Origin of the sequence: Methylobacillus sp., from assembly GCF_036844465.1 — a bacterium.
GTDB lineage: Bacteria > Pseudomonadota > Gammaproteobacteria > Burkholderiales > Methylophilaceae > Methylobacillus.
This window is the reverse complement of record NZ_DAIUFW010000007.1, coordinates 17,816-39,808: the sequence shown is the minus strand read 5'-3', so window position 1 is coordinate 39,808 and position 21,993 is coordinate 17,816. Positions and strand designations below refer to the sequence as shown.

The 21,993-nt window shown below is 52.0% G+C and carries 17 protein-coding genes; 14 read left to right on the top strand and 3 right to left on the bottom strand.

Annotated features, from left to right (window positions below; all coding sequences use genetic code 11):
• Positions 1-6: 6 nt before the first annotated feature.
• The 6 genes from V7Z75_RS10210 to V7Z75_RS10185 all read left to right on the top strand — a co-directional run bounded on the left by V7Z75_RS10210 (position 7) and on the right by V7Z75_RS10185 (position 9,917).
• Positions 7-1,050, top strand: a complete 1,044-nt coding sequence (locus V7Z75_RS10210; RefSeq protein ID WP_334108523.1) for a heme-dependent oxidative N-demethylase family protein — start codon at positions 7-9, stop codon at positions 1,048-1,050.
• A gap of 473 nt (positions 1,051-1,523) precedes the next feature.
• On the top strand, positions 1,524-2,201 hold the full coding sequence (locus V7Z75_RS10205; RefSeq protein ID WP_334108522.1) for an IS1595 family transposase: 678 nt from the start codon (positions 1,524-1,526) through the stop codon (positions 2,199-2,201).
• Positions 2,202-2,276: 75 nt separating this feature from the next.
• Positions 2,277-4,238, top strand: a complete 1,962-nt coding sequence (gene zorA, locus V7Z75_RS10200) for an anti-phage ZorAB system protein ZorA (protein ID WP_334108521.1) — start codon at positions 2,277-2,279, stop codon at positions 4,236-4,238.
• A gap of 26 nt (positions 4,239-4,264) precedes the next feature.
• Positions 4,265-4,954, top strand: a complete 690-nt coding sequence (locus V7Z75_RS10195; protein ID WP_334108520.1) for a flagellar motor protein MotB — start codon at positions 4,265-4,267, stop codon at positions 4,952-4,954.
• A complete protein-coding gene (locus tag V7Z75_RS10190; protein WP_334108519.1) occupies positions 4,939-6,600 on the top strand; it encodes an EH signature domain-containing protein in 1,662 nt (553 codons plus the stop codon). The genes V7Z75_RS10195 and V7Z75_RS10190 overlap by 16 nt, the downstream gene beginning before the upstream one ends.
• A 2-nt stretch (positions 6,601-6,602) precedes the next feature.
• Complete coding sequence (locus V7Z75_RS10185; protein ID WP_334108518.1) at positions 6,603-9,917, top strand: DEAD/DEAH box helicase; 3,315 nt, start codon at positions 6,603-6,605, stop codon at positions 9,915-9,917.
• A gap of 157 nt (positions 9,918-10,074) precedes the next feature.
• Here V7Z75_RS10185 and V7Z75_RS10180 read toward each other — a convergent pair whose 3' ends face one another.
• Positions 10,075-10,716, bottom strand: coding sequence for a helix-turn-helix domain-containing protein (locus tag V7Z75_RS10180; RefSeq protein WP_334108517.1), 642 nt, complete (start codon positions 10,714-10,716; stop codon positions 10,075-10,077).
• 263 nt (positions 10,717-10,979) lie between these two features.
• Positions 10,980-11,639 (bottom strand): MarC family NAAT transporter, encoded by a 660-nt coding sequence (locus tag V7Z75_RS10175; RefSeq protein WP_334108516.1) that lies wholly within the window; start codon positions 11,637-11,639, stop codon positions 10,980-10,982.
• A gap of 272 nt (positions 11,640-11,911) precedes the next feature.
• Between V7Z75_RS10175 and V7Z75_RS10170 the strand changes: the two genes are divergently transcribed.
• The 8 genes from V7Z75_RS10170 to V7Z75_RS10135 all read left to right on the top strand — a co-directional run bounded on the left by V7Z75_RS10170 (position 11,912) and on the right by V7Z75_RS10135 (position 21,442).
• Positions 11,912-13,153 carry an FAD-dependent oxidoreductase gene (locus tag V7Z75_RS10170; protein WP_334108515.1) on the top strand — a complete coding sequence of 414 codons (1,242 nt, stop codon included), beginning with the start codon at positions 11,912-11,914 and terminating at the stop codon, positions 13,151-13,153.
• 26 nt (positions 13,154-13,179) lie between these two features.
• Positions 13,180-13,440 (top strand): sarcosine oxidase subunit delta, encoded by a 261-nt coding sequence (locus tag V7Z75_RS10165; protein ID WP_334108514.1) that lies wholly within the window; start codon positions 13,180-13,182, stop codon positions 13,438-13,440.
• Entirely contained in the window at positions 13,437-16,322 is a 2,886-nt protein-coding gene (locus tag V7Z75_RS10160) for a 2Fe-2S iron-sulfur cluster-binding protein (RefSeq protein WP_334108513.1), read from the top strand. The genes V7Z75_RS10165 and V7Z75_RS10160 overlap by 4 nt, the downstream gene beginning before the upstream one ends.
• A gap of 9 nt (positions 16,323-16,331) precedes the next feature.
• Positions 16,332-17,003, top strand: a complete 672-nt coding sequence (locus V7Z75_RS10155; protein ID WP_334108512.1) for a sarcosine oxidase subunit gamma — start codon at positions 16,332-16,334, stop codon at positions 17,001-17,003.
• A 115-nt stretch (positions 17,004-17,118) separates the two neighbouring features.
• Positions 17,119-18,498, top strand: coding sequence for a type III glutamate--ammonia ligase (glnT, locus tag V7Z75_RS10150; protein ID WP_334108511.1), 1,380 nt, complete (start codon positions 17,119-17,121; stop codon positions 18,496-18,498).
• A 27-nt stretch (positions 18,499-18,525) separates the two neighbouring features.
• On the top strand, positions 18,526-19,422 hold the full coding sequence (locus V7Z75_RS10145; RefSeq protein WP_334108510.1) for a class II glutamine amidotransferase: 897 nt from the start codon (positions 18,526-18,528) through the stop codon (positions 19,420-19,422).
• Positions 19,410-20,102, top strand: a complete 693-nt coding sequence (locus tag V7Z75_RS10140; protein ID WP_334108509.1) for a protein glxC — start codon at positions 19,410-19,412, stop codon at positions 20,100-20,102. The genes V7Z75_RS10145 and V7Z75_RS10140 overlap by 13 nt, the downstream gene beginning before the upstream one ends.
• Positions 20,103-20,104: 2 nt before the next feature.
• Positions 20,105-21,442 (top strand): FMN-binding glutamate synthase family protein, encoded by a 1,338-nt coding sequence (locus V7Z75_RS10135; protein ID WP_334108508.1) that lies wholly within the window; start codon positions 20,105-20,107, stop codon positions 21,440-21,442.
• A 91-nt stretch (positions 21,443-21,533) separates the two neighbouring features.
• On the opposite strand, the gene V7Z75_RS10130 is transcribed toward V7Z75_RS10135, so the two are convergent.
• Positions 21,534-21,962 (bottom strand): hypothetical protein, encoded by a 429-nt coding sequence (locus V7Z75_RS10130; protein ID WP_334108507.1) that lies wholly within the window; start codon positions 21,960-21,962, stop codon positions 21,534-21,536.
• Positions 21,963-21,993: the final 31 nt, after the last annotated feature.

The following is a 21,993-nucleotide window of genomic DNA, read 5'->3' as shown; positions in this document are numbered from 1 at the left end:
TGCACCATGAATAACCTTGCTTTCAAACAAGAAACCTTCCGGGATGATTACACCTACCATAATTCTCCCGAGGCGATCCGGCGTTTTCCTTACCCCTTCGATAAGGACGAATACATGTATTCGGTCAATATCGAGCCGCACAATTCAGGCGCCCCTGGTTCGGTATTCGAGCATGCTTTCGATATCGACGAGCATTATGTGGCTGAATGTCATGACAAGGCGCTGACGCTGAAACAGGACAAAGGGCGCTATGCCGCGTTGCCGCACATGATGGATGCGCAATGGGATTTCCTGGAAATGACCATGGAAAATATGGCGCAGGATTATCCTGAGCAGTTCAAGCTGACCAAGGATGGCAATAACTGGACCTGGAAGAACCTGCCGCTGGGCATAGAGGACAGCTTTGTCTTTGGCGATGCCAGCACTTTACCGATGGAGCCTTTTGAGTACATGGGCCGCCAGGTACAGGGCGATTATGTGCTGCTCGACCAGCGTGAAGGCACCTTGTTTGCCGATGCAGGATTCATCACCAGCCAGGCGGACTGGTCGCTGGCATTCGATATCGGCATGTCTTGGCATCAGTGGCATGCGCCAGTCCCGCGCATGGAACAACTGGGCGTTCTGGAGCGCGGTCTCAAGTTCCTGCTGAGTTTGCAACAAGGCAACCCGGTACGCAGAACCAACTGGACCATGACCATCAACCCGCGGCTGGATACTTCACCTGAGCACTATCCGCAATGGGGGCCGGATCGTACGACGGTGACACCTGAGAATATTGGACAGAAGGCGCATTTGCGCGTGGAGCTGCAAACCATGTTCCGTTTGCCGCGCAGCAACGGCATCCTGTTTGGCATCCGCGCCTACCTCATCAGCCTGGAAGAGCTGAAGGAATATCCGCGCCGGGTCAAGCGCTTCCACCGCGTGCTGAGTGGTTTGCATCCCGACCTGCAGGAGTACAAGGGCATCAAGGGCTATCTTCCGCTCGTGGTGGAGTGGCTGTCCAAGTACGATGATGGGGAAACGCTGCCGCTTGGCACGCAGTTGGTATAGGCGCATTGACCTCTGAACGGTATCTGCATCCATCGAGTCGGCGGTTGGTTCGGTGCATACTCTCGAAGTAGTTACAAGCTTGTACTGCGCATTTCATCCTGCTCCATAGCGCAGGCTTGCTGCTCGGGCCATACCGGGTTTCTATGTCCAGCTTTATAGCAGTTCCATATCCAGTCTGACCGTTCAAATCCTGTCGGGAATTGAGCGGTTTTTTTATTTCTGAACCTTGGTTGTCACGGTGTTCTTGTACACGGAATACTACCTTTCATAGTGGGCGGGATTGTCATTCATAAAGTGTTTTTTTAGTTCAGGTATAAAACGCCTGGTAAATACCAGGCTTTTGCATTGTATTGAATCATATGAAAGTAGATACTTCTGGTGGTAGTATCGAGAATTTTTTTGGATGTGAAGGTAAAATATTTCAATGGGTCTTAGGAAGCAAAGCACCAATTAAGGTGTGATAACTTCCTAATATGGTTAGTAAAAACAGGTATTACCGCCGTTCTAAAATCAGCGAAGCCAAGTTCAGGCAGCTTGTCCGGTGTTTTGCACTTGATTTTACAGCGGTCAGCACAGCGGAGTTGACCGGTCTTTCGGTGCGTTCGGTCAATAGCATTTACCTGAAGATTCGAGGTCGCGTTGCCGAATCGTGCGAACTGGAATCTCCGCTGCAAGGTGCAGTAGAAGTCGATGAGTCGTACTTCGGGGCGCATCGGGTTCGTGGCAAGCGCGGTCGCGGGGCCTACGGCAAGACCATCGTGTTCGGGTTGCTGAAGCGGCAAGGTAAAGTCTATACCGAAATTGTGCCGGACTGCTCCAAAGCTACGCTGCAAGGGATTATCCGTGGGCATGTAGAGCCCAGTACGGTGATCCACTCCGATGGCTGGCGAGGCTATGATGGCTTGGTCGATATCGGGTTTGACAAGCACTTCCGGGTGCACCATGGTGAGAATGAATTTGCGAATGGGGAGCGACATATCAATGGCATTGAGTCTTTCTGGAGCTATGCAAAACGTCGCTTGGCCAAGTTCAATGGCGTGGCTAAACACACGTTCTATCTGCACCTGAAAGAGTCTGAATTTAGATTCAACCATCGTCGTGATAATCTTTACCTTGAAGTACTCAATCTTTTACGGATGAATCCGCTTTAGCTTCCTAAGACCCATTCCAATAAACTCTTACAGAGATTAAGTTGTTAATAACTAAATAAATATCGGGGATTTTTCATGTTGTCTTATCTCGCTCAATACTGGCATATGGCACTCATTGGGTTGCTGTTGGCTATTAGTTTCGGTACTTTTGTTTGGTATTTCTGGATTCCTGCTTTGCGGCTAAAAAAGGCGCTCAATCAGGCAATTAATGGCCTTGGAAAAATCCATCATGACCATGGTGAAAAGCATTTCACGGCTTTAGAGCGCGTTAAAAAAGAAGCCATGGTTAACGCTCAATTGGAACATAGTTGGTCTGAATTTACCGAGACCCTCCATCCTCAGAAAAAAACTAATGAGTTGGGCCAGGATGAAGTAGTGCGTTGGCGTGCAACTGCATTGGCAGAAACATTCTTTAGTGATCGTGCCATCGTTGAAACACCACTGAATGCTGAATTCTTCAAGCATCTGCCAGGGATTCTGACTGGTATTGGGATTATTGGTACATTTTCTGGGTTGATCCTTGGGCTTGGTGATTTTCAGGTTTCAAGTGATCCAAGTGCTGTACGGAATAGTTTGGAAGGACTAATCCGGCATGTTGGACATGCTTTTATTGTGTCTGCAGTAGCTATTGGTTTAGCCATGTTTGTGACCTGGATTGAAAAGTTATTAATTAACGCAAGATTTAAGCAGGTTGAAAAGTTGTGTGTCCTGCTTGATAGCATGTTTGATGCTGGGGCAGGAGAGGAGTACCTAGCACGGTTAGTCCAATCTTCTGAAACTGCAGCCACACAATCCGCGCAGATTAAAGATGCTCTGGTAGCAGACCTGAAAGAAATTCTTGCAGAAATGACGCGTCAACAGGTCGAGGCGATGGCGGTAAATAATCAGCAGCTTTCAACCACGATGGCTGACATCTTCAAGGAGCCGCTGGAGCGGATAAGTGGTAATCAGGGAGAGGCAGTCAATAGGTTGCTTACAGACGTTCTTTCCAGCTTCACTGCGCAAATGCGGGATATGTTTGGTGATCAGTTACGAGGCATGAATGATGTCCTGAAACAAACCTCTCAATCCATTCTGGGGGCGGCCGAGAAATTTGATCAGCTTTCTGCAGGCTTACAAGATGCAGGAAAGGGCGCAGTCGATGAAATGGCGAAGCGTATGGATGATGCGCTTGCCAGTATGGATAGGCGCCAACAGGAAATGGACGCATCAATTAATAGCTTCCTGGATGCGATACGCACACAGGTAAGTGATACTCAACATCAAACGTCTGAGCAGTTATCTAGCATGCTGACTTCGTTAGGTACACAAACCGCAGGTTTGCTGGATACCTTGCAAAGCCAAAGCCGCCAGGCAAGTGAAGCACAAGTACAGCAGCAAAAAAGATTTGAAGAGCAGTCACAGCAAACGCTTGATGACCTTGCGGACAATGTTGATAGTCTGACGGATGCGGTTGAAGGGGCTACACAGGCAATGCAATCTGCTGTGGCTTCATTGACAAACTCTACGCGTGATTCTGTTGAAAAAATGAATGCGGGCGCACATACCTTACATGCTGCATCCGACACATTGAGTCAGAACATGAATGGCATGAGCGTTGTGGTGGAGAAGGTTGGTGGAACGGCCGAGCAGTTGAATTTGGCGGCTCAATCTGTCAACGGGGCAACGCAGGCCGCTATTCAAGTTATCAATGATTATCGTGTAACACGCGATGTGTTTGCCTCCATGGTGTCCGATCTCAAGCAAACGGTTGAAAATGCGCGCCATGAGGCCTCGTTGACATCAGCAATTCTCAGCCAGATTGATGCGGCGGCACAAAAGCTTGTAGCTGCACAACAGGATGCTGATCATTATCTTGAGGGGGTGAGCAATGTGCTGGAAGAGGCGCATGAAGCGTTTGCGCAACATGTCACAAGCACTCTAAAGAAAGGGAATGCAGATTTCCACAGGGAGTTAGCGGATGCAACTAATCATCTCAGAGGTGCAGTACAAGACTTGGGTGATACCTTAGATATTATCGCTGTGAAGAAAGGCTGATCATCATGCTGGGAATTAGATTGCCAGTGCGTAAGAAAAGCAGTGATGAAGCAGAAAAACCTTTCTGGATATCCTTTTCTGATTTGATGTCTGCCTTGATGGTGTTGTTTATGGTGGCGATGACCGTTGTTTTGTTGGCGGTGACCCAGGAAATTTCAAAAGAGGAAAAGGAAAAAGCCCAGCGTGAGGAGGAGATTGATGCACTTATGGGGCAGATTCGAGAGGCCACTCAAGATTTCCCCGGTATTTCTGTTTCTGGACGTGTGGTCGATTTTGGAGACCGCGCTCGCTTCGATACCAATAGTCATCATTTGTCTGGGGATCAATCATTATTATTGCGCGAGGTGGTGCTGAAGATATTGCAGGTGGCTGGAGACCCTCTAGGTCAGAAGTGGTTAAAGCGTGTTGTTGTGGAGGGCTTTGCCGATAGACGCGGCACTTATCTACATAATCTGAATTTAAGCCTGCAGCGCTCCCAGCGTGTGATGTGTGTATTGTTGGCCCCGGAAACCAATGATGCCTTACTGAATGATGCAGATATGCGCTTAGTGCGTGAATTGTTCATGATGGGAGGTTCATCGTTCAATGGATTTAAGGATTCATTGGATGAAAGTCGCAGAATTGAGCTCAGGCTTGAATTTCTGGATATAGGTGAGCAGCGTCCATCTACTCGTGATTTACCCTTGGATGAGAAACCGCGATGTCCGCTGAACTGACACCATCACTTGCGGCATTACAGCAACGCCTGAAGGCCTCCCTTGAGTCTGGTTTCCGCCATGAGATATGGGGGGCACCGCAAGCAATGACCAAGGTGCTAGCCAGTATCAAGGCACAGTTTGATGTGATGCATGTTGCTGGCAATCAGCGTTCAATTGCACAGGCGTTGTATGTTTTCAAAACAACAGGTGATCTCTCAAACTTTATTGAACTGAAATATGCATGTCTTGGAATTTCCCAGTCAATAGGGAAGGATGAGTGGCAGCTGATTGAAGATAACGCCTTGTTCCAGGTTTTTCTTCAACGGGTAGATAAGGAGCAAGCGCAGCTCCGTCGATTCCGCAAATGTTACCAGGCGTTGATATATAGCTATTTCAGTTTTGATCTCTATGCCAATTCCACAGGGGCTACAAAACAGAATTGGCAACTATTGCAGCAATATCTCAGAGAACGGCTTGATGTAGCACTGTCTGCATCCCATCAACCGAATTGGCTCAAGGTGTTGTCTGACCATCGCAACTTGCTGTCTGATGATCCATGTGGACGCTATGCCGCATCTTTGTTGAAAGGAAATTCAAGCGAGTTGCAGTCTATTGGTGATGCCATTGGTTTTGGAAAAAGCTCTTGGGTTTGGCAGCAGGCAATGCTAGCGCATACACAAGCCGTCATTGCACGAAAGATTGATAACGATTTCCGGGAGGTGATGGAGCCTTTACTTGAAATTTTGTCTGGCAAAGGGCCAGTGGTTCTGAGTCCTTCAATTATTTCTCAATGTGTGGCGTTGGTATTGGTGCGTTATACCTATTGTGTTGAGCGACCGGAACATCCGGTGCTGCGTGATATTGCGGTCAATGCGTTTGGCAACCCCTGGCTGAAAAAAGTGGCATGGGACGCGGAGGTTGGGAGCGAAGCAGCCAGGAAAATGGTGGATGGCTGGCTAAAGGCACGCCTGATTACAGATTTCTTTGCGTTGTTGTCTGAAGAGGGAGCAACCGATGAAAGGCGACTTAAATACTGGCTTAGGTTTTCTGAAGCGATTGAAGATATGTGGTTTGTATTAGGTTCCACTGCTCGCAATAATAACTCACCTGAATTCCGGGAAATGCGCAAGCGGATGGATGGGCGGATGCATTATCTCGAAGGGTCTGGGAATACTGGGGACAATAATGCGTTCATTATGCGAATTGGCTCTTTGATGGCTGTGGAGTTCGGTTTGGATGGAAATGCTTGCTATATTTTTCAACATGATGATTTCAAGGTGGATATGAGCCGGCGTTTTATTGATATCGCAAATTTGAGAGGAAGTAATAATATTGCGCGTCTGATTCATCGTGGAGTCTGGGAGCCAAAATTTGATAAATGGATATGCCCAAGAGTGAGTTGGTATCCTGAAAGAAGTGTGAATGGCGCTCGCCGAGAGGTCAGCCAACAATACTCCGCTAAGTCATCTATTTCTAATGAAGCATACTTGGAAATATCCGATTTAAGGCGCATCGAAAAATTGTTTGATGTCAGGATCAACGATTTGAGACAGAAAGGCGGTGCGATTTGGGTATTGGCTCAGGATGGCAATACTGACCTGAATGAAGAGTTGATACGTCTTGGATTTAAGTATAAGTCGCCTAAGGGGTGGTGGAGAGAATAGTCATGTTGAATCGATTTTTTGGCAGGAAAAATAGTGCTGCCAGTACCAGCCTTCAGGTTAAACGCACATTCACAAACGAGGGCATCGCTTATTCCCTGGATGGAGAAACGCCAATAGCTTGGCTATCTACACCATTCGAGTTTGATACACATAGCGAGCTGGGTGCATTGCTCGCACAGTTGCTTGAAGAGGGCTATGTTTCGTTGAGTGCTGAGCAAGTAATGCTGTCGTGGTCAGCGTTATATCGTTTGCTTGATGATTCTGAATATACGAATAGCCTTCGCATTCTTGACTTGCCACCGCCGTCTCCAATCCGTCCTGTTTTATCGAATAGAGGAGCAATCACGGATCCTGATTTCTCCATTATTTTGGCAGGCTGGGCAGATGATAGTAACGTGACGATTACGCCATCTCCTCAAATTACCGGGGCCATCGCTGTAATGCATGGTCGGCAATATCTTTTGTCCCGTCAGGCTTGGCAGGCAATGTTGGAAATTGCGGCTTTTCATCAGCGTGTACAAGCCGAAAGAACACCAGAAAGTAATCGACGTGCTTGGGGACGAATTCGGGCAAAGGCGATTGAAGCAAAAGGAAGTCTTTCTGACTTTCTGAAAAAAACAGTGATTCTTACCCCCGAAAAGCTGGATTTGCATCTAGTTAAGTCAGGGAGCCAAGAGGCAAAAACACTTGAAGTGATTCCGACCTTCAAAGAGGCACCAACACGCTGGATGGAGATGTTTGACCGATTTTCCAGCGTTCAGGATCGTTACGATATTCCCGATGGTGAGGAAATAGTGCAGGTGATCGTTTCACCTGAGGCGAAAACTGTGCTTAACGAAATTAAGCGTATGCCAGGAAGGCGTGTTTCCGGCATGCGGGCAGAGGCATTCATTAGAAATCCTTTTTCTCTTTTGGGACCAGACGCCTCATCTGTCATTGATGCCGAGCAATTTGAACACGCTCGACTGGATGCTGACCTGGTTTTTCAGCATTTCACTCCTTTGGTTGAGAGGGATGTTGAGGGGAAGTTAACGAAGGTAGCATTGCTGATTGAGGAGGATAGGATTGGAGGATTTTCAAGTGAAGAGTATGTATTTCAGAACCCATCAGAACTTGACCAGTTTAATAAAAAGTTGGCTGACCGCATTGCCAGAGAGGCGCAATGTCTGGTGTGGAATGGATATGAACTCGAGATTCTTGGGGATACTTGTCAATATTTAAAACAGCTACAGAATATACATGATGAGCTGACTGCATCTGATCAGCATGAATTGCTAGATATTTTTGACCTTTCTAATTACTCCGCTCGTATTGAGGGGATTGGTAATGAACAGCAGTACTCCTCTCCGTTTATTGCAAGAAAAAATGATGAAACCAGCTGGTTTCCAGACAATGTAATTTTTGGTTTGCAGTTTTTGTCTCCCGGCCAGGAAACTCCGTTTACCTTGCCAATGGATGTTGAGCAGATTCATCAGTTTGAATCAATGGTTGAGGATGCAAAGCGTACTGAAAAGTCAGACGTTGTTATACCTGATTATCCGCATCCTATTCCACTGGTAGAGGCACAAGGTCTGATACAAGCTTTCCGTCGAGCACAAGAAGATATTAGTGGTGGAAGATTCAAACCAACTGAACATAAAAAGCTTGAGCCGATAGAGCGCAAGCATCTTGTCTTGAAATCTAATATTGATAAGGTTGAGTATGAGGAAGAGCATAGAGAAGAGTTGTTAGCACTGCCACCTGAGGCCCAACCTTACTTACCAAGTACACTGAAACAAGGTGTCACGCTGAGAGACCATCAGTTACATGGTGTGTGTTGGTTGCAACATTTGTGGCGGTTGTCACCTATGCATTGCCGAGGCGCATTGTTGGCTGATGATATGGGGCTTGGAAAAACGATCCAGTTATTAACATTTATTGCTGGAGTGCTTGAAGACAATCCAGAAATAAAACCTATATTGATTGTGGCCCCCGTGGCACTTTTAGAAAATTGGAAAGAGGAAATAGGTAAGTTTTTCACGCATGGTGCCTTACCGATACTGACGCTTTATGGCCGTGATCTGGCTGACAAAAGATTGCCAAAAGCTGATTTCGACCGGACTTTGTTGGAACATGGTATTACTAGTTTATTGAAGAAGAACTGGCTTGGTGATGCGAAGGTGGTGTTGCTGACGTATGAAACATTGCGTGATTTGGAGTTTTCGCTGGCAGCACAGCCATGGTCAATCATGGTGTGTGATGAAGCACAGAAAATTAAAAATCCCAATGCAATGGTGACACGAGCTGCTAAAAAACAAAATGTTCAGTTTCGGGTTGCTTGTACCGGTACTCCTGTTGAAAATACTTTGACTGATTTATGGTGTTTGTTTGATTTTATTCAGCCAGGGGTGTTGGGATCATTGTCTGCATTCGGGCGGCAATATACTAAACCGATTGAGGAAGAGGATGGTGAAAGCAGCGAGAGAATTGAAACATTAAGGAAGATTATCAAACCTCAATTGTTACGTCGTGAGAAGAAGGATGTTGCTAAGGATTTGCCGGAAAAAATTATTGCTGATACTTGTCGTCAGTTGCCGATATCTGTCAGGCAGCGTGAATTATATGCGCTAGCAGTATCGACTCTGCGTAAGTCCGATAATGCAAATGGCTCCGCTCATTTAGGAATGTTGCAGTATTTTCGCAGGTTATGTTCTGATCCATTAATAGAAAGCGAACATCAGGCAGATATTGTATCGGTCAAACAGATTCTGCAGGATTCACCCAAGATGAATTGGTTAATGCAGGAACTGGGAAGAATTAAAGAACATCATGAGAAGGTCATTGTGTTCTGCGAGTTTCGGGATTTACAACGAACCTTGCAACGATGTATCGCGACTCAATTTCAAGTATCCCCGGATGTTATCAATGGAGATACCAGTTCGGCGGCAGATCATGCTGAGAGTAGACAGAAGCGTATTCGTGCATTTCAAGATAAACCTGGATTTGGTGTGATTATTCTATCGCCATTGGCAGTAGGATTTGGTGTCAACATCCAAGCAGCCAATCATGTCATTCATTTTACGCGTACCTGGAATCCAGCAAAGGAAGATCAAGCTACAGATAGGGCTTATCGGATTGGACAGCAGAAGGATGTATGGGTTTACTATCCTATCGTTACTGCGCCTGATTTTGTTACATTCGATCAGAAGCTGGATGAGTTATTGACTTGGAAGAGAAACCTCTCGGCAGATATGCTCAGCCCCAGTGGGGATTTAAAGCTTTCTGATTTTCTTGATATTCAAGATGTTGATGGATCCCAGATTTTTGTAGGATTGTAGTCAATATAACTTGCCAAAAAAGCATGGTTAGATGCACTAGTAGTAGTCTAATCATGAGCTATAAACAGGCAGCAACCTAGCGTTGATAAGATTAGATTTCCCGTAAACGTAAACTGTTGATCGTGACTTACGATGGATAAGGATGGTGATGCCTTGCTTACTCGTGCCCAGCAGATTCTTCTTCCATATCGTAGTGGATGATGGAGAGAAAGCGGATAGGGAGTTGGGCGTGGATTTCCGGGCGGTGCGGGATTTCGCCGCGGAAGGTGAGAGCGTCACCGGGTTCTAGCATATAGACCTCATCGCCAACCCGGTAACCCAGTTCGCCTTCCAGCATGTAAAGGAATTCGGTGCCGCTGTGCTCGAAAGACGGGAACTCTTCGCCTGCGTCTTCCAGGGTGATGAGGAAGGGTTCAAACAGCTTCTTGGGGCCTTGGTCATAAGCTAGCAGGTGGTAGGTGTGTCCGTTGCGGGTGCCGCGGCGCACGACTTCCATGCCTTGCCCCTTTTTCACTAGTTGTGCGCCACCCGTGGGCTGGTTATAGCCGCGGAATAGCCGTGAGAGGGTGACCCCCAGGCTGTTGGCGAGCTGTTCCAGAGTATCCAGGCTGGTGGAAACTAGGCCGTTTTCTATCTTGCTCAACATACCCCGGCTGATATTGGCGCGTTCCGCGACGTCTGCGATGGTGAGGCCATGCTGCTGCCGGATTTCCTTGATGGCATTGCCAAGATGCTTGCCCAGCGGTTTGGGTTCATTCTCGGGAGTGAGGGGAACGATTTTTTTAGGATGGTGGGCCATGTGGATGCTTCCTTGGTCTGTTGGGGGTCAGCCCAGCGTTCATTACACGGATTTGATGCACATCATTGGTGCAATTTTGTTTCAGTTAAGGAAACAAATTTTATTCAAGATAATATATTTGCATATTGTTGGCAAGGTCATGCACTAGGATGATGCACTCTGTGGCGGGGTATGACAGATGGCCAACATGAAAAACCAGTGGTTACCATATGGGCTATCTGCTCAATCTGCCACAAACACTGCCTGGGTTGTGTGGATGGTTTTTATATCTTTGCAAACTCGATATAAAAATCCCGAATGCCGGATGCGAGGAACTGCACTGCTACGCAAGTGAGCAGGAAACCCATGATTTTGGTGATGGCTTGCATGCCATGTTCGCCCAATAGTTTCTCGATGTAGGTAGCTGAAGACAACGCCAGGTAGGCAATCGCGGAGGTGATGGCGATGCCGGTGATGACGATGAGATGGCCGGTGAGGCTGGCTTCTCCGGGAATCTGTGACCCGAAACTCATGATGACGGCGATGGAGCCGGGCCCTGCTAGGCTGGGCATGGCCAGCGGCGAGAAGGAGTAATCCAGGTTGGCATGCTTGATTTCATCCGGCTCAGCACCTGTACTGGAAGATGTATCCATTCCGGAAAAGATCATGCGCAACGCGAGAATCAGGATGATGATGCCGCCCGCCACGCGTATGCCGGGCATGGAAATGCCGAACAGTATGATGATGCCGTTTCCCAACAGCAAAAAGGCTACCAGGATGCCGAACGCGAACAAGCAGGTTTTTTTGGCCTGCCGCCGCCGGGTTTCGCTGGTCATTTTCTGCGTAAGCGCCATATATAGCGGAATAGTCGTAAGCGGATTCATGATCGGCAATAGACCAATCACGACTATGAAAATATATTTGATGACTTCAAACAGGTTCAATTGGCACTTCCTCTCCTGATTCGGCGATGACGTTCTGCTGGGGCCGAGTATAGACGATTGTACCTGTTCCTAACCCCCTCTCTCCTCTCTGGAAAACGCAAACCTACCTCCTTGGAAGTATTGACTTTCCATTGATGTTTCCTATCATGAAAAAAAGTTTCACAAACATATTGAATCTGTTTTTGCGGTTTGGTATAAATGCATTAAGTTTCATTAAGAGAAACAAAGTTTCATTTATTGGTGTTTCAATCGATTGACTGGAGCCATCACAGATGCCGTTAAGACTGCTCAAATATGCGCTAAGCAAAGAGTATCCGGGGACGCGTTTTTTCCAGGCGCATACCACGCCGAAGAAGACCTATGACGTAGTCATCATCGGCGGCGGCGGCCATGGTCTGGCGGCAGCATATTACCTGGCCAAACATCATGGCATCACCAATGTCGCGGTGCTGGAAAAAGGCTATATCGGCGGCGGCAACACCGGCCGCAACACCACCATCGTGCGCTCCAACTACCTCACGCCCGAAGGCGTGAAGTTCTACGACGCCAGCGTCAAAATCTATGAAGACCTTTCCGAAGAGCTGGACCTCAACCTGTTCTATTCCACGCGCGGCCACTTCACACTCGCGCATACTGATTCCGCCATGCGCACCATGCGCTGGCGCGCCGAGGTCAACAAGCATGTGGGCGTGGAAAGCTACGTAGTCGGCCCGGACGAAATCGCCAAGGCCTGTCCGCAGCTTGACTTGAGCTGTAGCGGCAAGGCGCCCATCGTCGGTGCTCTCTATCATGCACCGGGCTCGGTGGCGCGCCATGATGCCGTGGCCTGGGGTTATGCCCGCGGCGCGGACCGCCTGGGCGTGGAGATTTTCCAGAATACCGAAGTCACCGGCATCGACGTGGAGGGCGGCCAAGTGGTGGGCGTGAACACCAACAAGGGTTATATCGCCACCAACAATGTGTTGTCCGCGGTGGCGGGCTTCACGCCGAGAGTCTGCGAGATGGTGGGCGTGGAAACGCCTATCGTCATCCATCCGCTGCAAGCCTGTGTCACCGAGCCGATGAAGCCTTGGCTCGACACCATCCTCGTCTCCGGCAGCCTGCATGTGTATGTCAGCCAGTCCTCGCGCGGTGAGCTGGTGATGGGTTCTTCGCTCGACCCTTACGAAGTGCATTCCACGCGCTCGACGCTGGATTTCGTCGAAGGGCTGACTTCGCACATGCTGGACATGTTTCCCTTCCTTTCCAATATCAAGGTGGTGCGCCAGTGGGCCGGTATGGCCGACATGACGCCCGATTTCGCGCCGGTGATGGGCAAGACGCCGGTCAAGGGCTTCTACCTCGACGCAGGCTGGGGCACCTGGGGCTTCAAGGCCACGCCGATCAGTGGCAAGACCATGGCCGAGACCATCGCACGCGACCAGGCGCCCGAGCTGATCCATTCCTTCCGCCTGTCGCGCTTCGAGGATTACGAGCTGACTGGTGAAAAGGGCGCAGCCTCGGTAGGCCATTGAGCCAGGACATAGAGAAGGAATACACGATGAAGTTACTGACCTGTCCCGTGAATGGAACCCGGCCGCTGAGCGAATTCGTCTATGGCGGCGAACTGCGCATCCCGCCCGCTGCCGATTGTAGCGACAAGGAATGGGCCGACTACGTGCACAACCGCCACGGCGCGCCCGGCCTCAAGCAGGAGTGGTGGTACCACGCGCCCAGCGGCACCTGGTTCATTGCCGAGCGCAACACATTGACCGACCAAGTGGTTCGCACCTATCTGAAAGGGCAGGAGAACAACAAATGAGTACCCGTCTGACCAGGAAAAAAGGGGAATGGATCAACCGCGCGGCTGTCGTCAAATTCAGCTTCGAGGGTAAAGAGTTCAGCGGTTTCGAGGGCGATACGATTACCAGCGCGCTCTGGGCCAATGGCGAAAAATTGCTGGGGCGCAGCTTCAAGTACCACCGTCCGCGCGGCATCCTGAGTTTTGCCAATCATGACGTGAATGTCATGCTGACTGACGGGCAGGACACCAATATCCGTGGCGATGTGGTGCCTGTGACACAGGGCGCGGAATTGGAGGCAGTGAATACCGATGGCGGCGTGAGGAAAGACAAAAGCCGCTATATCGACAGTATCGCGCCATTGCTGCCGGTGGGTTTCTATTACAAGGCTTTCCATACGCCGAAGAAAATGTTCCCGTTCTGGGAAGGCGTCATCCGCAAGGCCGCTGGCCTGGGTGTGGTCAATTTCAATTATCCGCGCATTCTCAAGCGCAAGCGCCATATCCATTGCGAGATGCTGGTGATTGGTGCAGGCGCGGCAGGATTATCTGCGGCCATTGAGGCAGGCAGGCACGGGATGCGCGTGGTGCTGGTGGATGAAAACGCACAGCTCGGCGGTAGCCTGGGATTCGATCGCGCAGGCCTCCAGGAATCCGGCAGCCTGCTGGATGAGCTGTCGGCGCAAGTGCAATCGTTATCCAACGTCCGAATCATGACGGGCGCTTATGCCGCAGGCTATTACCCGGATCACTTGATTCCCGTCGTGACCCAGGAAGGCATTTACAAGGTGCGCGCGGGTGCGGTGGTGATGGCGACAGGTGCGTTCGAGCAGCCGCCAGTGTTCCGCAACAACGATATTCCCGGCGTGATGCTGGGTTCTGCGGCCCAGCGCCTGCTGCATCGCTATGGCGTCAAGCCTTTCGAGCAGGGCGTGGTGTTCACGGGCAATGATTACGGCTACCGAGTAGCGCAGGATCTGCTGGAGGCAGGCGTGAAGCTGGCTGCACTGGTGGATATGCGCCAGCAGGCGGATGATCAGCAATTGCCCACTGAGTTGGCGCGTCGGGGTGTGAAAACCCTGCATGGTCATGCCATTTACGAAGTCGAGCCTGGCGCCGACAAGTTCAGCGTCAAGGCCGTGATCGTGGCGCCTTACAATGTTGAAACTGCCGAGGCGGATACCAGCCGCAAGACCCGCATCGAATGCGATGGCGTGGCCATGAGCGCAGGCTGGGCGCCTGCGGCCAATCTGCTCTATCAGGCCGGGACTGCCATGCGCTATGACTACGGCGCGCACCAGTTTGTCCCCGGCAAGCTGCCTGCCGGTATCTTTGCCGCCGGGCGGGTCAATGGCGTGTATGCCTTGGCAGACAAACTCAAGGATGGTGAGCGGGCCGCCAGGGTTGCCATGCGTCATCTGGGCCAGGATCTGCCAGCACCGGGGGACATTGCGGTAAGCAGCGTGGCGCAAAGCCATGCCTATCCGATTGTGATGCACCCCAAAGGCAAGAACTTTGTCGATTTCGACGAGGACATCCAGGTCAAGGACTTCATCAATGCTGCCAAGGAAGGCTTCGACAATATCGAGCTGATGAAGCGCTTCACCACCGTGGGCATGGGGCCCAGCCAGGGCAAGCATTCCAACATGAACGCGATCCGCATTCTGGCCAGGCTACGTGGCTTGCCGGTAGAGCAGATCGGCACCACGACTTCGCGGCCTTTCTTCCACCCGACCCCGATCGGCCATCTGGGCGGGCGCGCTTTCCATCCGCATCGCTATACGCCGCTGCATGACATCAATAGCGCCTTGGGCGCGGTCTTTACCGATGTCGGCCCATGGAAGCGCGCTGCTTATTATCAGGTACCCGGCTCAAGCATGAGGGACACCATTCTGGCCGAGGTAGAAGCCGTGCGCAGCAAGGCCGGCATTATCGACAGCAGCTCTTTTGGCAAGATCGAAGTGCACGGGCCGGATGCCGCGCTGTTCCTGGAGCGTTTTTTCACCGGGCGTTATGTGGACCAGAAAGTCGGCTCCTCACGCTACACCATGTTGCTGGATGAAGCGGCAGTGGTGGTGGATGATGGCTTGGCGCACCGCCTGGGAAATGAGTTGTTCTATCTCACTTCCGGCACTTCCAATGCGGCTGCGGTGTATCGAGAAATGCAGCGCTGGCAGCAACTCTGGCAACTGAATATCGGGCTGGTCAATGTCACTGGCGCTTATGCAGCCATCAATATTGCCGGGCCGCTCGCAGCCGGGATATTGGCCGGACTGGTTGATTTTCCGCTGGAAGAGCAAAAGCCGCATAGCGTGCGGCTCGCTGAACTGGCCGGAGTGCCGGTGCGACTGGTGCGCGTATCCTTTGTTTCCGACAGTACCTATGAATTGCATGTCCCCACGCTGCAGGCGGCATTTGTCTGGGATCAGGTCATGCAGGCTGGCCAAGCGCATGGTCTTAAACCGTTCGGCACCGATGCCCAGCGCATCCTGCGCCTGGAAATGGGCCATCCCATGCCCGGTATCGATACGGATGGCCTGACCAATCCGCTGGAAATCGGCGCGGAACACGCCATCGACATGAATAAGCCCGATTTCATCGGCAAGCGCAGCCTGGAAATCATCGCCAAACGTCCGCGTAAAAAAGCGCTGGTGGCTTTTGAGCTGGATAAGGACTATGCCGGCGAGACCTTGTTTGAATGCAACCTGGTGATCCGTGGCGACGAGATCGAAGGAAGGGTAACCAGCATTGCCTATTCGCCAGCCCTGCAGCGCGTGATCGGTTTCGCCTATGTTGCACCGCCACATAGCGCCGTAGGTTCCAGTTTCCAGGTGCGCGCCGACAGTGGGGCGCTGGTCCATGCGACCGTGGTGCCTTTCCACTTCCTTGATAGCCATCAGTGAGATCACATCATGCAGACTGAAAAGTTCATCACCCCCATTGCCCATGCGCTCCATCACGAGCAAGGCAATTGGGGCGTTATCAACCAGATGCGGGTAATGACTGACTTTGTTGACCAGCGTCAGGAGGAAAGCAGAAAAAAGAGTCTGGGAATCGCTGATGCGAGCCTCCTGCGCAAGTTCGGCGTCAAGGGCGCGCATGCCGCCCAGTGGTTGAGCGAGCAGGGTATCACCATTCCGCTGCGTGCCAATAGTTGGGTGTATGGCGCGGATGGCAGCCTGATATTGCGTCTGGGCAATAGCGAATTCCTCATCGAGGATGCGCCGGGAGGGGCAAGTTGCGTAAAGCTGGAAGCAGCCTATGCCGCGCCTGCCGGAGTATATCCAGTACCCCATGTCGAAGCGGCATTCGTGCTGAGCGGACATGCGGTGCAGGAGTTGTTCCATGAAGTTTGTCCCATTGATTTAACTCGCGCTGCGCTCGGCCCACAAGACGTCGTCATGACGCAAATGGCCGGGATCAGCGTAGTCCTGATACGCCAGGACCTGGAGGGGGAGAGCCACTACAGGCTGTGGTGTGATAGTTCGTATGGACCGTATTTGTGGGAAGTGTTTGCGGAAATCGCACATGAACACAACGGCGGACCCATCGGAATAGGTCGGTATTTAGCGGCCTGTGAGTGAAATGACGTGGCTGGCGCATCTTGCCTGACGGTGTTGACCTGCCTTGCGGCAGGGCACATGCCGGGGCCGTCATGTGGAGTGTTTCAGCCCTCTTAAATCGAACTCGGAGAGTTATATGAAGATAGTTGACGGAAAGTTCACGTGCCAGTCCGGCTCTACAGAGCAGGATCTGGCTGCCGCCAAGAATTTCCTGGCCGCCAACAACGTGAAGTATGTGCTGGCACAGTTTGTCGATATACATGGGGTTGCCAAGGTGAAATCGGTACCGGCCGCGCATTTGGAATCTATCCTGAATACAGGGGCAGGTTTTGCCGGTGGCGCAATCTGGGGAATGGGGATATTGCCCAATGGCCCTGACTATATGGCGGTAGGCGATTTGTCCACCCTGAGCCTGCTGCCTTGGCAGCCCGGTTATGCCCGCATTATTTGCGATGGGCATGTGGACAAGAAGCCTTATGAATACGACTCCCGCGTTGTCCTCAAGAAGCAGATCGAGCGAATGGCGGCGCGGGGCTGGACCCTATATACCGGCCTGGAACCAGAGTTTTCCTTGCTCAAGCGCGATCTTAATGGCGGTTTGCGGCCTTGTGACGATACGGACATCCTGCAAAAGCCCTGTTATGACTACAAGGGCATGACCCGGCAGGGCGTGTTCCTGGAAAAACTCACTGAAGCGTTGATTGCCGCTGGATTGGATGTCTACCAGATCGACCACGAAGATGCCAATGGCCAGTTCGAAATCAACTATACCTATGCCGACTGTCTCAAGAGCGCGGATGATTACATCCTGTTCAAGATGGCGGCCAGCCATATCGCCAATGAACTGGGCATGATCTGCTCGTTCATGCCCAAGCCTTTCGGCAACCGTCCGGGCAACGGCATGCACATCCATATGTCGATCGGCGATGGCAATAAGAGCCTGTTTCACGATGATGGCGATGAAACCGGCCATGGCTTGTCGCAACTGGCTTATCACTTCCTGGGCGGCATTCTGCACCACGCGCCTGCATTAACTGCCTTGGCCGCGCCGACAGTGAACTCATACAAACGCCTGGTGGTGAGTCAATCCCTCACCGGCTCGACCTGGGCGCCTGCCTATATTTCCTATGGCAACAACAACCGCTCGACCATGGTGCGCATTCCTTATGGGCGCTTGGAGCTGCGCTTGCCCGATGGCGCCTGCAACCCCTATCTGACGACTGCTGCGGTGATCGCCGCAGGCATGGACGGCGTGCAGCGTGAGCTGCATCCGGGGGCCGGGCATTCCAGCAACCTGTTCGACTTGAGCCTGGCTGAGATGAAGGCCCAGGGCATCGGCATTCTGCCGCAAAACCTCAATGAATCGCTCGACAGGCTGGAATGCAACAAGGTGCTGCGTGACGCCCTGGGCAATGCACTGACCGAGGAGTTTATCAAGCTCAAGCGTGCCGAATGGATTGATTATCAAAGACATGTATCGGATTGGGAAATCAGCCGGTATGTCGAATTTTTCTAAACCACAGGATTCTGTAAGGAGAGCATTATGTGTGGAATCGTTGGATTGCTGGTGAAGAACCAGAAAATGCGTGCCAATATCGGCGAACTCATGTTGCCCATGCTGCTGGGCATGACAGAGCGCGGTCCGGACTCCGCCGGATTGGCAATTTTCGGCGCGCCGGTTGACAACAGCGAGCGCAAGTTCAACCTCTATTGCGGGGTTCCCGATTTTGACTGGAACCGCTTGAGCGCCGATCTCAGCAACGGCTTGAAGGCTCAGGTCAAGGTGGACGTCAAGGTCAACCATGCGGTAGTGACGACCAGTGTCAGTCCCGATACCGTCAATGCCTGGCTCAAGGAACATTATCCCCAGGTTTATCTGCTTTCCGTGGGCCAGCTCATGGATATCTACAAGGACACCGGTACGCCGGCGCAAGTGGCGGAGCGCTATGGCTTCTCCCATTTGTCCGGCAGCCATTTGGTCGGGCATACGCGCATGGCGACCGAATCTGCCGTGACACCTTCGCGCGCTCACCCTTTCACTGCCGGTGAAGATTGGTGCCTGGTACACAATGGTTCGCTGTCCAACGCCAACAGCGTGCGCCGCAAGCTGGAACACGAGGGTATTTCCTTCGATACCGATAACGATACCGAAGCCGCCTGCCGCTTCCTGCAATGGCGCATGCGTGAAGGCGACGACCTCAAGACAGCGCTTGAGCATGGCTTCGACGAACTGGACGGCTTCTACACCTTGCTGATGGGTACCAAGGACCAACTGGCGCTGGTGCGCGACCCGTTCGCCTGCAAGCCCGCCATCATCGCCGAGCACGACGATTATGTCGCGATTGCGTCTGAGTTCCGCTCGTTGGCCCACCTGCCTGATATCAAGAATGCCAAGGTGTTTGAGCCTGCTCCGAAGGAGATGTACGTATGGAAACTGTAAAATTTGACCTGGAAAAAAACACGCTGCGCGAGGTGAATCAATATCTGCACAGCGGCGCGGCCGAGCTCGACGGCAAGACAGTCACGATCAGCAACCCAGGCGGCGCGCACAATATTGCCGTGGGCATCAAGGCAAATGCGAACGTAGTGATTGAGGGGCATGCAGGCTATTACGCTGCTGGCATGAACCAGATCGCCAATGTCGTGATCGAGGGCAGCGCTGCTACAGGCGTTGCGGAAAACATGATGTCTGGCCGCGTGCATGTAAAGGGCTTTGCCTCCAACGCAGCAGGTGCGACTGCACAAGGTGGTCTGCTCATCATCGACGGCGATGCGGGCTTGCGCTGCGGTATCTCCATGAAGGGCGTCAATATCGTTGTGGGCGGCTCGGTTGGCAGCTTCTCCGCGTTCATGGCGCAGGCGGGCAACCTGGTAATCCTGGGCGATGCCGGCGAGGCCTTGGGCGACTCCATCTACGAAGCCCGTATTTTCATCCGCGGCCAGGCGCAAAGTCTGGGCGCTGATTGCGAGGTCAAGACCATGGATGCCGAATCGCGCCAGATTCTGGTTGATCTGCTCAAGGAATCGGGCCATACGGACGCAGACCCCGACAGCTTTACCTTGCTGGGTTCCGCCCGCACCCTATACAACTTCCACGTAGATAACGCAGGAGCCTATTAATCATGAGCGATACGCCAAAAATCCCGCAAACTGAACCGCGTTTTTCTGCGACTTTCGACAGACAAACCATGTCTGAAATCCGCCGTGCTGCCGCGACGGGTATCTATGACATCCGCGGCGCAGGCGCCAAGCGCAAGCTGCCGCACTTTGACGACCTCTTGTTCCTTGGTGCTTCCGTCAGCCGTTATCCACTGGAAGGTTACCGCGAGAAGTGCGGTACCGATGTTGTCCTCGGCACGCGCTTTGCCAAGAAGCCCATCTACCTGAAAACCCCAGTCACGATTGCCGGCATGAGTTTCGGCGCGTTGTCCGGCCCCGCCAAAGAGGCCTTGGGACGCGGCGCCAGCGCGGTTGGCACCAGTACGACTACCGGTGACGGCGGCATGACGCCGGAAGAGCGCGGTCAATCCACTACGCTGGTATATCAATATCTGCCTTCCCGTTATGGCATGAATCCGGATGATTTGCGCAAGGCTGATGCGATTGAAGTTGTGATCGGCCAGGGAGCAAAGCCTGGCGGCGGCGGCATGCTGCTGGGCCAGAAGATCAGCGACCGCGTCGCCAGGATGCGCTGCCTGCCCAAGGGGGTGGACCAGCGTTCCGCCTGTCGCCATCCTGACTGGACCGGTCCGGACGACCTGGAAATCAAGATTGCCGAAATCCGCGAAATTACCGATTGGGAAAAGCCTATTTATGTGAAAGTCGGCGCGACCCGTCCTTACTTCGACGTGGCCTTGGCCGTGAAAGCCGGCGCCGATGTCGTGGTGCTGGATGGCATGCAGGGCGGTACCGCTGCGACGCAAGAGGTTTTTATTGAGCACGTCGGCATCCCCATCCTTGCGGCGATTCGCCCTGCCGTGCAGGCCTTGCAGGATTTGGGCATGCACCGCAAGGTGCAATTGATTGTCTCAGGCGGCATCCGCAATGGCGCCGATGTCGCCAAGGCGCTGGCGCTGGGTGCGGATGCTGTGGCGATTGGTACGGCCGCCTTGATCGCGCTGGGCGACAACGACCCGCATCTGGAAGAGGAGTATAACAAGCTAGGCACGACCGCTGGCGCTTATGACGATTGGCATGAAGGCAAGGACCCTGCAGGCATCACCACGCAGGATCCCGAGCTCATGAAGCGCCTCGATCCGGTCAAGGCAGGCCGCAGGTTAGCTAACTTTGTGTCCGTCATGACCATGGAAGCCCAGGTAATTGCCCGCGCTTGCGGCAAGTCTCACCTGCATAACCTGGAACCGGAAGATTTGGTGGCATTGACAGTGGAAGCCTCCGCCATGGCCAAGGTGCCCTTGGCGGGGACCAGCTGGATTCCAGGCGTATCGCAACAGTTCTAACTCCTGACGTTGTTGCGTACTGCAGCATTACCAGATAACAGCCTGTCGGCTGTTATCTGGTTTTTTTTGTTTTATGGCTGTCGCAGCATGTTTACGCTATGGTAGGTTTTTCGTAATGCGTATAAAAGTGGGCGGGATCAAACTGGTTGAGGCTTGAATGCTCGTGGGCGCCGACAATATTGGCAAGCCGGACGGGATCAGGGTAGGTGAGTTCCCTGGAAAGGTTGAGCAAAGGATACACGCCGAAAATCTCGGGATGTAGTTCAGCGGCGACGATGATGTCCCCGTACATCACCAGGGCTCCTCCCCAGGAACGAATCAATCCGCGCTGGCTGACCGGCACTTCCATAAGGGATGAGCTTTTGATCTGCGCATCCAGCCAACCATATGCAATTCTTATGCAGTCATCGTTATGATGTACCGGTACAAAACTTGCGTAGTTGGCTCTCTGTTTAGCAAAGGCAATTGCCTCGTCTGATAGCACGGTTTGTTTTTCTTGGTTGATTGTGGGTGCTGCCATAGCCGTGAAGTGCACTTCTTCAATTGAATGA

Coding starts and splice junctions, on each gene's coding strand:
- V7Z75_RS10210 (WP_334108523.1), top strand. CDS start 7: ATGAATAACCTTGCTTTCAAACAAGAAACCTTCCGGGATGATTACACC.
- V7Z75_RS10205 (WP_334108522.1), top strand. CDS start 1,524: ATGGTTAGTAAAAACAGGTATTACCGCCGTTCTAAAATCAGCGAAGCC.
- zorA (WP_334108521.1), top strand. CDS start 2,277: ATGTTGTCTTATCTCGCTCAATACTGGCATATGGCACTCATTGGGTTG.
- V7Z75_RS10190 (WP_334108519.1), top strand. CDS start 4,939: ATGTCCGCTGAACTGACACCATCACTTGCGGCATTACAGCAACGCCTG.
- V7Z75_RS10185 (WP_334108518.1), top strand. CDS start 6,603: ATGTTGAATCGATTTTTTGGCAGGAAAAATAGTGCTGCCAGTACCAGC.
- V7Z75_RS10180 (WP_334108517.1), bottom strand. CDS start 10,716: ATGGCCCACCATCCTAAAAAAATCGTTCCCCTCACTCCCGAGAATGAA.
- V7Z75_RS10170 (WP_334108515.1), top strand. CDS start 11,912: ATGCCGTTAAGACTGCTCAAATATGCGCTAAGCAAAGAGTATCCGGGG.
- V7Z75_RS10165 (WP_334108514.1), top strand. CDS start 13,180: ATGAAGTTACTGACCTGTCCCGTGAATGGAACCCGGCCGCTGAGCGAA.
- V7Z75_RS10160 (WP_334108513.1), top strand. CDS start 13,437: ATGAGTACCCGTCTGACCAGGAAAAAAGGGGAATGGATCAACCGCGCG.
- V7Z75_RS10155 (WP_334108512.1), top strand. CDS start 16,332: ATGCAGACTGAAAAGTTCATCACCCCCATTGCCCATGCGCTCCATCAC.
- glnT (WP_334108511.1), top strand. CDS start 17,119: ATGAAGATAGTTGACGGAAAGTTCACGTGCCAGTCCGGCTCTACAGAG.
- V7Z75_RS10145 (WP_334108510.1), top strand. CDS start 18,526: ATGTGTGGAATCGTTGGATTGCTGGTGAAGAACCAGAAAATGCGTGCC.
- V7Z75_RS10140 (WP_334108509.1), top strand. CDS start 19,410: ATGGAAACTGTAAAATTTGACCTGGAAAAAAACACGCTGCGCGAGGTG.
- V7Z75_RS10135 (WP_334108508.1), top strand. CDS start 20,105: ATGAGCGATACGCCAAAAATCCCGCAAACTGAACCGCGTTTTTCTGCG.
- V7Z75_RS10130 (WP_334108507.1), bottom strand. CDS start 21,962: ATGGCAGCACCCACAATCAACCAAGAAAAACAAACCGTGCTATCAGAC.